This window comes from Pseudomonas sp. (assembly GCF_048269965.1).
Lineage (GTDB): Bacteria > Pseudomonadota > Gammaproteobacteria > Pseudomonadales > Pseudomonadaceae > Aquipseudomonas.
Map to the genome: position 1 here is coordinate 50,611 of NZ_JBLWTV010000025.1, position 12,817 is coordinate 63,427.

General features: G+C 62.5%; 9 protein-coding genes and 1 rRNA gene. 3 read left to right on the plus strand and 7 right to left on the minus strand.

The annotated features are described in order from the left end of the window. Nucleotides 1–101 precede the first annotated feature (101 nt). The 3 genes from ACN0X6_RS21920 to ACN0X6_RS21930 form a co-directional block, all read right to left on the minus strand. The gene (locus ACN0X6_RS21920) at nt 102–1,340 is read right to left on the minus strand and encodes a saccharopine dehydrogenase family protein (protein ID WP_417707218.1); all 1,239 of its coding nucleotides are present in this window, start codon (nt 1,338–1,340) and stop codon (nt 102–104) included. A gap of 151 nt (nt 1,341–1,491) precedes the next feature. Next, entirely contained in the window at nt 1,492–2,589 is a 1,098-nt protein-coding gene (locus tag ACN0X6_RS21925; protein WP_417707220.1) for a carboxynorspermidine decarboxylase, read from the minus strand. A gap of 423 nt (nt 2,590–3,012) precedes the next feature. After that, nucleotides 3,013–3,618, minus strand: coding sequence for a hypothetical protein (locus ACN0X6_RS21930; RefSeq protein WP_417707222.1), 606 nt, complete (start codon nt 3,616–3,618; stop codon nt 3,013–3,015). Between the two features lie 222 nt (nt 3,619–3,840). Between ACN0X6_RS21930 and mksB the strand changes: the two genes are divergently transcribed. The 3 genes from mksB (at nt 3,841) to mksF (ending at nt 8,675) form a co-directional block, all read left to right on the plus strand. Further along, on the plus strand, nt 3,841–5,076 hold the full coding sequence (gene mksB / locus ACN0X6_RS21935; protein WP_160019889.1) for an Mks condensin complex protein MksB: 1,236 nt from the start codon (nt 3,841–3,843) through the stop codon (nt 5,074–5,076). 78 nt (nt 5,077–5,154) lie between these two features. Then, the gene (gene mksE, locus ACN0X6_RS21940; protein WP_192984611.1) at nt 5,155–5,847 is read left to right on the plus strand and encodes an Mks condensin complex protein MksE; all 693 of its coding nucleotides are present in this window, start codon (nt 5,155–5,157) and stop codon (nt 5,845–5,847) included. After that, nucleotides 5,844–8,675, plus strand: coding sequence for an Mks condensin complex protein MksF (gene mksF / locus ACN0X6_RS21945; RefSeq protein ID WP_417707225.1), 2,832 nt, complete (start codon nt 5,844–5,846; stop codon nt 8,673–8,675). Before mksE ends, mksF begins: the two co-directional genes overlap by 4 nt. A gap of 137 nt (nt 8,676–8,812) precedes the next feature. On the opposite strand, the gene ACN0X6_RS21950 is transcribed toward mksF, so the two are convergent. The 4 genes from ACN0X6_RS21950 to rrf form a co-directional block, all read right to left on the minus strand. Beyond that, on the minus strand, nt 8,813–11,113 hold the full coding sequence (locus tag ACN0X6_RS21950) for an MlaD family protein (protein WP_417707227.1): 2,301 nt from the start codon (nt 11,111–11,113) through the stop codon (nt 8,813–8,815). Further along, complete coding sequence (locus ACN0X6_RS21955; protein ID WP_417707229.1) at nt 11,106–11,723, minus strand: paraquat-inducible protein A; 618 nt, start codon at nt 11,721–11,723, stop codon at nt 11,106–11,108. The genes ACN0X6_RS21950 and ACN0X6_RS21955 overlap by 8 nt, the downstream gene beginning before the upstream one ends. After that, nucleotides 11,710–12,369, minus strand: a complete 660-nt coding sequence (locus tag ACN0X6_RS21960; protein WP_417707231.1) for a paraquat-inducible protein A — start codon at nt 12,367–12,369, stop codon at nt 11,710–11,712. The genes ACN0X6_RS21955 and ACN0X6_RS21960 overlap by 14 nt, the downstream gene beginning before the upstream one ends. Nucleotides 12,370–12,695: 326 nt before the next feature. Further along, nucleotides 12,696–12,811 (minus strand): 5S ribosomal RNA (rrf, locus tag ACN0X6_RS21965). Nucleotides 12,812–12,817 lie beyond the last annotated feature (6 nt).

The following is a 12,817-nucleotide window of genomic DNA, read 5'->3' on the forward strand; positions in this document are numbered from 1 at the left end:
AGCGGGAAGCGTCGCGGCGCGATTGCGAGCAAACAATGTCTGCCCCCATAAAGCAAAAGCCCCGCTGTTCGCGCAGCGGGGCTTTCGGGGTTCACCTGGGCTTACTGATCCCAGGGACGATCGCCGTGCTCGTCCTTGATGCGGGTGGGCAGGCCCATCACATCCAGGAGCTTGAGGAACGGCTCGGCCGGCAGCTGCTCGACGTTGACCATGCGCTGTGCATCCCACTCGCCACGTGCGACCAGCAGCGCGGCGGCTACTGGCGGCACACCAGCGGTGTAGGAGATACCCTGGCTGTCGGTCTCGGCGAAGGCGTCTTCGTGGTCGGCCACGTTATAGATGAACAGCTCGCGCGGCTGGCCATCCTTGGTGCCCTTGACCAGGTCGCCGATGCAGGTCTTGCCGGTATAGCCCGGCGCCAGCGAGGCAGGGTCAGGCAGCACGGCCTTGACCACCTTGAGCGGCACCACTTCGAGGCCTTCGGCGGTCTTGACCGGCTGCTCGGAGAGCAGGCCAAGGTTCTTCAGCACGGTGAACACGTTGATGTAGTGGTCGCCGAAGCTCATCCAGAAGCGGACGTTCGGTACGTCGAGGTGCTTGGACAGCGAGTGCACCTCGTCATGGCCGGTCAGGTACAGGTTCTGTTCGCCCACCACCGGCAGATCGTCGGTGCGTTTGACTTCGAACATGCTGTTGCTGGTCCACTGGCTGTTCTGCCAGCTGTAGACCGTGCCGGTGAATTCGCGGAAATTGATTTCCGGGTCGAAATTGGTGGCGAAGTACTTGCCGTGCGAGCCGGCGTTGACGTCGAGGATGTCGATCGACTCGATCGTGTCGAAGTACTGTTGTTGCGCCAGAGCGGCATAGGAGTTGACTACGCCCGGGTCGAAGCCGACACCGAGGATGGCGGTCACGCCTTTTTCCTGGCATTCGGCCAGGTGCTTCCACTCGTAGTTGCCGTACCACGGCGGGGTTTCACAGATCTTGCTCGGATCTTCGTGGATGGCGGTGTCCAGATAGGCGACGCCGGTGTCGATGCAGGCGCGCAGCACGGACATGTTGAGGAACGCCGAACCGACGTTGATGACGATCTGCGATTCGGTCTCGCGGATCAGTGCCTTGGTCGCTTCCACGTCCAGGGCGTTCAGCGCATAGGCCTTGATCTCGCCGGGCTGCTTGAGACCGCCCTTGGCCTGCACGCTGTCGATGATGGCCTGGCATTTGGAGATGTTGCGCGACGCTATTGCAATGCGACCTAACTCGTCATTGTGTTGCGCGCACTTATGGGCCACCACCTTGGCAACACCTCCTGCACCAATGATCAGAACATTCTTCTTCAATTGTTTCACCTCCAGGGAACTGCGTTTTTGGATAGTTACTGCGTTGGAAAAAAGCGCGTTGCCCTAGGGTGGATGACGCTCTTTTCATCCACCATCGCTTGGCAAACGGTGGACGGATGAAGCGCCGTCCACCCTACGTGACCTGGACCTGTCAGCTGAGGCTGGACAGGTAATCGTCGAACTCGAACTGGCGCGCCACCTCGACACTACCGTCGAGTTGTTTCACCACGATGGACGGCATCTTCAGGCCGTTGAACCAGTTCTTCTTGACCATGGTGTAACCGGCCGCGTCGATGAACGACAGGCGATCACCGATCTGCAGCGGCTTGTCGAACTGGTATTCGCCGAAGATATCGCCGGCCAGGCAGGATTTGCCGCACACCATATAGGTGTGCTCGCCGTCCTTCGGCGCCATCTTGGCATTGAGGCGGTAGATCAGCAGGTCGAGCATGTGCGCTTCGATGGAGCTGTCGACCACGGCCAGGTGCTTGCCGTTGTACAGGGTGTCGAGCACGGTGACTTCCAGCGAGGCGCTGAGGGTGATCGCTGCTTCGCCCGGCTCCAGATATACCTGCACGCCGTATTTCTCGGAGAAGGCTTTCAGACGCGCACAGAAGGCATCGATCGGGTAGCCCTCGCCGGTGAAGTGAATGCCGCCGCCGAGGCTGACCCACTCGACCTGAGCGATCAGGTGACCGAAGCGCTCCTCGATGGTGGTGAGCATCTTGTCGAACAGCTCGAAGCTGCCGTTCTCGCAGTTGTTGTGGAACATGAAGCCGGAAATCTGCCCCATGACCTGCTCGATCTTCACCGGGTCCCACTCGCCCAGGCGGCTGAACGGCCGCGCCGGGTCGGCCAGCAGGTAATCGGAGCTGCTCACCTGCGGGTTGACGCGCAGGCCGCGGATGGTGCCCTCGGTCCGCTCGGCGAAGCGCTCGAGCTGGCCGATGGAGTTGAAGATGATCTTGTCGCAGTTGGCGACCATCTCTTCGATCTCGTCGTCGGCCCAGGCCACGCTGTAGGCGTGGGTTTCGCCGGCGAACTTCTGCCGACCGAGCTTCAACTCGTAGAGGGACGACGAGGTCGTGCCGTCCATGTACTGCTGCATCAGGTCGAACACCGACCAGGTGGCGAAGCATTTCAGCGCCAGCAGCGCCTTGGCACCGGAGTTCTCGCGCACGTAGGCGATCTTCTCCAGGTTGACCAGCAGCTTCTGTTTGTCGATGAGGTAGTACGGCGTCTGGATCATCTCGTCGCCCCAGCAAGGTCAATCAATGGAGGTCTTTCGGGCACCTTAAAAAACTACCTGCGTTGCCATCGCTGCGTTAAAAACAGGCTCAAAATGCTCATTTACTACTCGTAAAGTCGAACGCGACTCCGACCGTTTTTCGCCTGTTTTTGCCTTGCGCTGAAGGCCTCGCCTACGTTTTTAGAGGTGCCCTTTCAGCCCCCGGGAAAAAGTGGACGCGAATTGTGCCGATAACCGGCGAATATCGAAAGGGCATTGGGGATTTTTTGTACAACCGGTGATGACCGGAGTCTGGCCTGGCTGAGCGAAGACCCTACGGCCGAGCGGTTACAGTGATATGACCGGGCAAGGCCTGCCCACCACCTGCGCCACCCAGAGCGGACAGGGCTGGCGCGGATCGCATTGGCGCAACATCCGCCGTGCTCAATGCTGACGGAACAGGCTCAGCAAATGCTCGGCGATGGCGCCACGGATGCTGTCGATGCTCAAGCGCGAGCAGTGAGCGAGCTTGGCGGGATTGATGCGGTGCAGATGCAACGATGGCATCCGCGCCTCGTATTCACGCAGATCGCCTTTCACCAGCACGGGCAGAAAATGCTCGCCGCGCGCTCGATAGCGCTCGATCAGCAGACGCAAGCCGGCCTGGAACGGTAGTTCGCGCGAGGCAATCAGGCGCGACTCGCCTGGCACCTTCAGGTACAGGCCGTCGAACCCCACCGTTTCACCCGGCAGGATGTGCACGCCAGTGGGCTCCACGGCATCGGCGGGAATATCGTGAAAGGTGTCATGCCAGGCCATCTCGTCCGGCAGGATGGTGATACCGCCCTGCTCGTCCTGCGGCACCACGAAGCTGTAGTTGCTGTAGAGCTTCCCGACATAGCTGGAGTAAATGCACAGACGGTTTTCAAAACGCCGCAGGAAAGCGATGGCCTGGGCACGGTCGGTAATGGCGTGCAGGTCCCAGTTCAGGTCACGCTGGTGCTGCAGCTCATGCCAACGGGCATCGACACTCAAGGCAAGGGCAGACATCAGGGGCTCCACAAACAGGTTCATGGCTAACCACGGCAGAAAGCGTGCCACCTCTAAAACCCAGGTTTTCTCGGCTTTTCAAGCACTTGCCAGCGCTTCCCACGCACAGCCCGTCCCAATGTGCCGAATAGCGTCACCTGCCTCTGATCGATTCGGACTCAAACCCGGCATCCACCTTGCAGTACAATCGCCGCTTTCAACCTGCCTGGAACCGGCGCCTCGATGATCGATCCCAAGCGCGTATTGCGCGCCCTCGCCGAACACTGGACGTTGCTCGAACCGCTCTGCGAGCGTTTCGACGCCGGCACCCTGAGCCTGGTGGAGCTGCGCGGCCAGCTCACCGCGCAACTGCCCGACGCCACGCCCAGCGACACCACTGCGTTGCTCGACACCTGGATTCGTCTGGACATCCTGGTGCCGGTAGCCAAGAGCCCCAACCGTTTCGAGCTGAACGCGCAGATCCACGACTTTCTCGCCTACCTGCGCCGTGAGCACCGCCTGGGCCTGTGTCTGGAGATCGAAGCCTATCTGCGCCACCTGGAGCGCCTGGCCGGCTATATCCAGGACGCCTTCGAAGTACGCGATGCCAACGACCTGGCGCGCCAGTTGCGCCTGCTCGACATGCGCGTACGCGACGTATTGAAGAAGCTGGCCAACGACGAACAGGCGCTGGTCAGCGTGGCCGACCGCGCCAAGACCTCGGATCGGCAGATTCCTCTGCGCCAGCGCTATGCCGAAGTGCTCGCCACCTGGGACGAATACGTCGAGCCGATGATCCAGCTGGTCGCCGCCGACGGCGCCTTCGAGCAGGGCGTGCGCCGCGTCGAACAGGTGCTGCTGCGCCTGCTCGGCGATCAGCAGCGTCTCGGCCAGTTGGTCGACGACGACCTGCTGCTGCGCACCCACGCACGCATCCTGGAAATGCAGACCACCGCCCAGCTGACACTGCGCAAGGCTCGCGAGCTGCTGCTGCCGCTACGCGAGGAAGCGCGCCGGCACAACGCCGTGACACGTGGCGCGGCACTGGCGCTGTCAGTGATCCGCAAGAAGGGCATCGACGCTGTGCCACAGGCCGCCATGCCGCTGTTCACTCGACCGCAGAGCAACTTCCTGGGCAGTGCCAGCCAGGTAGAGGCCTACGTCTATGCCCTGGCGCGTTTCGAAGCAAAGCCGGCGCATTTCCCCAAGGCCAGCGGCAGCCGCAAGGGCGGCGCGCCCAAGGCGCCGAAAACCGCGCGGGAAATGATCGAGCGCTGCGAACAGGCCCTGCCGCTGCCGGACCTGATGGCCTGGCTGCTGGAACAGGAGCCGGAAGGCGCGACCGACGAGTTGCTCTACTGGTTCTCGCGCCTGTCACGCGAGTCGCGCTTCCAGCGTGAACGCCTGGAGCGCCGCCCGTACCTGACCCGCGAACACGAGGTCAGCCTCAGCTCCTATGCCCTGCTCAAGACTCCGTAGGGTGCGCCGTGCGCACCATAACCGACGACCCGGTGCGCACGGCGCACCCTACGCGGCTCCACTAGCCAACGGATTGCCATGAACATCGATCTAAAAGAAATGACCCAGCTCGCGGCCGCCTTCCGCGACCTGTTCAAGGGCTACCACATCTCGCGCAGCGAGCCGGAGTGCTACGCCCAGCTGTCCAGCATGCAGGACCAGTACCGCGCGCTGTTCCGCGCCCTCGGTTTCGAGCTGGTGTGCGACCCGCGCGGTTTCTACTACTTCGTCCCCGAGCAGGTCGCGCCGCAGGTGAACAAGACCGCCCAGCGCCTGGCGCTGTTCACCTTCATTCTCGTGGAGCACCTGGCCGACCAGGGCCGCGACCCGCTCTCCGTGCTCGACGGCGGCAGCATCGGCCGCGACGAGCTGCCGGCGCTGCTGGAGAAGTACCGCGACCTGTTCCTGCAGGCCGAGGTAACCACTTTCGAGGAGCTGGAAGACAAGATCATCCGCCGCCTCATCCAGCTCGGCTTCGCCGAGGACAGCAACGGCGTGTACCGCTTCCTGCCGCCGATGCACCGTTTCCTCGACGTCTGCCTGTCGGTGCAGCACGATCGCGACCTGGCCGCCAGCCTGCACAGCAGCGACCTGCCGCTGCCGGCGCCGGTGCTGCTGGACGATGACGGCGATGCCGACACGACCGCGGCCATCGATATCGAAGAATCCGAGGAAGACGCCCTGGCCCGTGCCATGGCCGACGAACGCGCTGCACAGGAGATGGACGCATGAGCCAGGAACGCTACGGCATCCGCCGCTTCGCCCTGCTGAACACCGCCGGCTACAGCCTCGGTCTGTTCCCGCTGGAAAACCCGCTGTCGGTCTACGGCGCCAACAACCTGGGCAAGTCCGCTTCGATCAACGCCTTGCAGTTCCCGATCCTGGCGCGCATGTCGGACATGAGCTTCGGCAAGTACAGCCTGGAAGCCTCGCGCAAGTTCTACTTCGCCAGCGACACCAGCTACATCCTCGTCGAAGTCGCCCTGCCCCATGGCCCGCACGTGATCGGCGTGGCCGGTCGCGGCCCGGGTGGTGGCTTCGGTCACCAGTTCTTCGCCTACGCCGGCGAGCTGGATCTGGAGCACTACCAGCACAACGGTACCTGCCTGCGTCAACGCGAACTGTTCAAGAACCTCGGCCAGGCCGGCATCACCGCCTACGAGCTGAAACCCGACGAACTGCGGCGCCTGCTGGTCGGCGGCCACACCAGCATCCCGCTGGACCTGACCCTGATCCCGCTGCGCTCGACCAGCGAGCAGAGCCTGAAGACCTTCCGCGCGCTGTTCATCAACCTGCTGCACATGCGCGAGATCACTGCGGCCAAGCTCAAGCAGCTGTTCCTCGATGCCTTCGAGCACAGCCTGCGCTCCGGCAGCGTCGACTACATCGCCGCCACCGAAGAAGCCTTCCGCGACGTACGCCGCATGGAACAGGACTACCAGGCCCTGGTCACCGCCGGCCCGCTGATCGAGGCGCTGGCCTCGGGCGTCACTCAGCGCGAGACGTTGCGTGGCAAGCTGCACCGCCTGTCGCCATTGCTCGACAACCTGCTGGGCACCTGGCACGACTACGCCGATGCGCGCAAGGAAGAGCTGGTGATCCAGGCCGAGCATTACCGCAACGAGCAGGACGGCCTGCAGAACGAACAGCGTGGCGGTACCAGTGAGCTGATGCGCCTGGAACGCGAGATCAGCGAGATCCAGCGCTGGCTCGGCGAGCTTTCAGTGCTGAAGAACCGCTTCGCCCTGGTGGACGATGCCAAGGTACTGGAAGAGCAACTGCTCGCCGCCAAGGACGCCCACGACGAACTGGCCGGAGCCCTGGCGCAGTCCCGCCAGTTCTCCAGCGAAGACCTGGACGAACGCCTGCGCGATCTGGAAAAACGCCTCAAGTCGGTCAAGCAGCAGCTCGATCACGCCGACAACAACAGCTACTCGCGCCTGCGCGAGGAATTCAGCCAGGCCGACGTCGACCGCCTGATGCGCCTGTTCAACGGCCAGTTGTTCAGCCTGCCGCTCGGCGAGAAAGGCATCCAGGCCGAAGGCGACGACTGGGTCAAGGCCGTCGAAGCGGTGCTCGATCGCTTCAAGGGCGACACCTTCGCCGTGCCGGGCCTGTCCATCGACCTCAGCCATATCGAACCGCCAGCACTGCAGGCCCTGGCCGACCGCGCCGCCCTGCGTGACCAGAAGGATCGCCTGGAGCGCGAACTCAAGCAGCTCAAGACCCAGCAGTCGGTCGCCTCTGACCGCGCCGCCAGCAAGGCCCAGGCCGAGAAGCTGTACCAGGCCGTGCTGGATGCGCAGAAAGCGCTGGAAGATTTCCGCAAGAGCCAGACCCTGGCCGCCGAGGAGCCGCAGAAGCTGGAGCGCCTGGCCGAGCTGGAAGGCGCCCAGGATGAACTCAAACGTGCCAGCGATGCCTTCGCCGAGCGCGTGCAGCAGCTGTCCGCCAAGCTGCAGCTGGTCGGCCGCCAACTGGCCGACCTGGAAGCCAAGGAACGCACCCTGGAAGACGCCCTGCGCCGTCGCCAGTTGCTGCCGGCCGATCTGCCCTTCGGCACACCATTCATGGAACCCGTCGACGACAGCCTGGACAACCTGCTGCCGCTGCTCAACGACTACCAGGACACCTGGCAGGCGCTGCAACGCATCGACGGCCAGATCGAAGCGCTCTACGCCCAGGTTCGCCTGAAAGGCGTGGCCAAGTTCGACAGCGAGGACGACGTCGAGCGCCGCCTGCAACTGCTGGTCAACGCCTACGCCCACCGCCAGGACGAAGCCCTGACCCTGGCCAAGGCGCGCCGTGCGGCAGTCACCGATATCGCACGCACCCTGCGCAATATCCGCAGCGACTACGACAACCTCGAGCACCAGCTGGCACTGTTCAACCGTGAGATCAACAAGCGCCAGGTCTCCAACCTGCAGAGCTTCCGCATCGTTCTGGCGCCGAACAAGGAAGCCCTGCGCCATATCGACCAGATCATCCACAGCGCCGGCCAGTACGAGGAAGGCGAAACCCTGTCGGTGTTCGACCTGTCGCAATCGGCCGATCAGGACGCGAAGAACGAGGAAGCCAAGGATTACCTGTCGCGCCTGGTGGCGGCCAACGGCAACCAGCTGGGCCTGAAGGACCTGTTCGAACTGGCCTTCGAAATCACCAAGGTGCATGGCCAGCCGATCATCCACACCGACATCGATGGAGCAGCATCCAACGGCACCACCATGACCATCAAGGCGCTGACCAACATGTACCTGTTGCTGCACCTGATGGATCGCGAGCAGGCCGGGCGCGTGCGCCTTCCCTACTACCTCGACGAGGCCGCGGACATCGACGAGCGCAACCAGCAGGCGCTGATCGAGACCAGCCTGCAGCTCGGCTTCGTACCGATCCTGGCCTCGGTCAAGCCGCAGGTCTCGGCCCACGTGGCCATCGACCTGGAAGGCGGCAGCGGTCCCAACGGCATCTACATCGACGAGGCGGACTGGAAATTCATCAAGCCGCGCGAAAGTGCCAAGGTCGAGGTGCCTCAGCAGGCCGAAGCGGTCGAACCAGCCTGACGGCCTGTCGCGGCTAAAGCCCCTCCCACAGTTCAGGATGTACCTGTAGGAGCGGCTTCAGCCGCGAGCTTTTATGCCCGGGTGGATATCGCTTTTCACATCCACCATGGCAGCCGCTGCATCGATCGAGCGTGCCCCTACTCCAGCACGATCTTCGGTGCCCACTGCATCCAGACATCCTGCGGCTCGTCGAACAGCGCAAACGTCTGCCCCGGCTGCGCCGGCCCACCCATTTCCGGATTGTTCGGCGTGGCGAAGGCAATACCGCCTTCGAGCAGCGCCTCCAGCGACTCGGTGCGCACCTTCACGCCCTTGAACAGCCCGGCATCGACACCGATGCCACTGGCATTCCAGAAGCGGCTGCCCGAGCGGACCAGCGGCGCATAACGCGGCTCGATCAGCACATGAATCAACACGCGATCCGAAGTCGGCCCCAGTTCGAAATCCACCACCTTGCCCACCGGCACCTCGCGGTAGCTGACGATCACCCCCGGCTTGATCGAACCACGCCGTGGCGCGCTCAGCACCAGGCGCAAGCCTTCCTCGCGCACCGCCTGATTCGGCGGGCTTGCCAATGCGGTGAATTCGGTACGGCGCGCGCCGTTCTGCGTGGAGGGCTGTACTTCCAGATACTGACCGCTGACCAGGGTGCCGAGATTCGCTGCGCGTGTCAGGCTCAGTTCCGGCTTCACCACCCAGAACTGCGTGCCTTCGCGAACGATACGCTCGGCCGCCTGGGTAATTCGCGCCCCTAACACCACGCCCTGCAGATCGTCGGTGAGGCTCATGCTCTCCACCTTGCCAACCTCCAGTCCTTTATAGCGAATCGCCGTACCAGGCTGCAGACCGTCGCCGTTGCTGACCCGAATGCTGATCTGCTGCCCCGATTGCAGCGCACTCTCGCGATTGGCGTAAAGGATAAAACGCTGCACCCGTCGATCGCTCCTGGCCGCTTGCGGCTGCGGCGTCTCGAAGGCGATGCCACCGGCCAGCAGGGTCTGCAGCGACTCGCTTTTCACCTCCACCCCCGACAGCCCACCCTTGAGGGTGACGCCACTGGCATTCCAGAAACGGCTCGACGTGTTGACCAGATGGCTGTGCTCCGGCTCGATGTGCACGCCCAGTACCACCTGGCTGTCGTCACGCGATAACTGAAAGCTCTGCACCGAGCCCACCTTGACCTGCCGGTAAAGGATCGGGCTGCCCACCTCCATCGACCCGAGTGCATCGCTGAATAGCACCAGGTGCAAGCCCGGCGCGCCCAGATCCAGTGGCGGTGCCTTGGCCCGCGCCTCGAACTCGCGGCGCGGCGGATTGCCACTCTCGCCAGGACGAATGGCGATGTAGTTGCCTTTGACCAGCGCCTCCAGACCGGTGATGCCGGCCAGCGAGATGGATGGCCTGACCACCCAGAAGTCGGTGCCTTCGACCAGGTAATCCTCGGTGCGCGGATCAAGCATCAGCTCCACCTGAGCGCCGCCCAGATCGGCATCGACCTTGAACGTCTTCATATGGCCGATTTGAATGCCCTTGTACATCACCGGCGTGCGTCCCGGCTCCAGCCCCTCGAAGTCGTGCAGCTTCAACGAGATGCGGATACCCGCCTGTGCGGCGTCATAGTCCTCGTAGAGGCGGAAGGCAATGTTCGGGTCTGTGGCCGGGCTGTCCTTGCGGTGTTCAGGCGTGGCAAAGGCGATCCCCCCGGCAACGATGCTGGCCAGCGACTCGGTACGCACCTTGACCCCGGACAACCCGGCATCGATCGAAACGCCACTGGCGTTCCAGAAACGCGTGTGCTTGCGCACCAGGCTCGCATATTGCGGCTCGATGAACAGCTTTACCTCAACCGTGCTCTGATCTTCGCCCAACACGTAGCTCTTCACCCGGCCGACCTGAATCTGCTTGTAGAACACCGGGCTATCCCTGTTCAACGAGCCCAGGCGCTCGGCCTTGAGCGTCAGATGCAGCCCAGGCACGTCGTCTGCCAGCGGCGGCGCCTCAGGTAATGCGGTATACTTGCGGGTCGGCTCACCCTCGCCCGGGCTGACCGCGATGTAGTTGCCGGATACCAGTGTTTCCAAACCGGTAATGCCAGCCAGGGTCACGCTCGGCTTGACCAGCCAGAAACGCGTACCACTGAGCAGATGGGGCTCAGTCTCCTTGTCCATCTCCAACGTGGCGATCACCCCACGCCGCTCTCCGCTGCGATCGAGCGTCAGCTCGGTGACCTTGCCGATCGCGATCCCCTTGAAGATCACCTCGGTCTTGCCGGCCTGGATGCCGGAACCGTTCGCGAACAGCACCTGAATTTCAATGCCGGCCTGGGAATAGGCACGCCAGCCCAACCAGCCCCCTATCGCCAGCGCGAGCAAGGGCAATACCCAGATGGCTGACCAGTTCGAAGCAGGACGCGTCTTGGCCAGAGGAAGGTCAGTCATGATCGGTTTCCGTGTTATCCCAGATAAGGCGAGGGTCGAAAGTCAGTGCAGCCAGCATGGTCAGAATCACCACACTGGCAAAAGCTGCGGCGCCGGCTCCAGCTTCGATGCTGGCCAGGCTGCCAAAATTCACCACCGCCACCAGAATGGCGATGACGAAAATATCAAGCATCGACCAGCGGCCAATCCACTCGATGAAGCGGTACATGAGAATGCGCTGGCGCGCGGACATGGGTTGATGCCGCTGCACCGAGTACAACAACAGCGCAATCCCCACCAGTTTGAAAGTCGGCACCAGAATGCTGGCGATGAAGACCACCGCCGCGATGGGCAGCATGCCAAAGTGTATGAGCTCCAGTACGCCGCCCATGATGGTCGCAGGCGAACCCTTGCCGAGACTGTTGACGGTCATGATAGGCAGCAGATTAGCTGGGATGTAGAGAATCGCCGACGTCAGCAGCAAGGCCCAGGTTCTGACCAGGCTATTGGGCCGGCGCGCATGAATCTGGCCACCACAGCGGCTGCAGTGCTGATGCCTGGCATCAACGTCGGTCGGATTGAGCTGATGGCACTCGTGACAGACCAGTAACCCTGCATCAATCGCCCGCATGGATATCCTCCCCGGACAACGCTTCCCAGATCTGATGCGGTGACATGGTCACCTCCAGCCAGACTTGCACCAGCAACAGCGCGATGAAACAGAACAATCCCAGACCGAGGCTCAGGTCAGCCAGGTCCATCAGCTTCACCATCGCCACCAGGATACCCATCAGGTAGACCTCGAGCATTCCCCACTCACGCATGTGATGGTAGACCCGGTAGAGCAACAGACCGTAGCTACGACCGAAATCCATACGAATACTCAGCAGCACCAGCAGTTGGCAAAGCAACTTGAGCAGCGGAACGGCCATGCTGCTAAGGAACACCACGACAGCGATACCCTGCATGCCGCTTTCATACAGGCCAATCACACCGCTCCATACAGTGTCCTGCGAGGTCTGCCCCAGCAGGTTGAGCTGCATGATCGGCAGGAAGTTGGCCGGGATATAGAGCAACAGAGCCGTCAGCACCAAGGCCAGGCTACGCCGCACGACATGATGACGGTGGCTGAAAAGTTCATAACCGCAGCGAGGGCACTCGGCACTTTCCCCGTCCCGCAACATCGGCTTGCGCATCAACAGATCGCACTCATGGCAAGCGACCAGTTGCTCGATCGGCAAGGATGACAAGGAAGGATCGGGCGGCGAGTCAGACATGAAAGTCCCCTGCAGAATTCGCGCATTCTACCCGAGCGGAGCCAAGCGCCGACATACCGTAGGGTACGCCGTGCACCTGAATGCACCTCCCCGTAGGGTGCGCCGTGCGCACCGGGATGCCCGCACCCTACGGCGCCCTGTTTTCCAGCGCACAAAGAAGAAACCCCAGACCGCGTTGGCGAGCTGGGGTTTCGTATAGGAGCTTGACGAAGGCTCGGCCGGCGCTCCGGTGGCCGGCGCTCCGGGACTCTCACCACCACGCGCCATTTTTTGCGCACAAAGAAGAAACCCCAGACCGCGTTGGCGATCTGGGGTTTCGTATAGGAGCTTGACGATGACCTACTCTCACATGGTGAAGCACCACACTACCATCGGCGATGCGTCGTTTCACTACTGAGTTCGGGATGGGATCAGGTGGTTCCAACGCTCTATGGTCGTCAAGCAATTC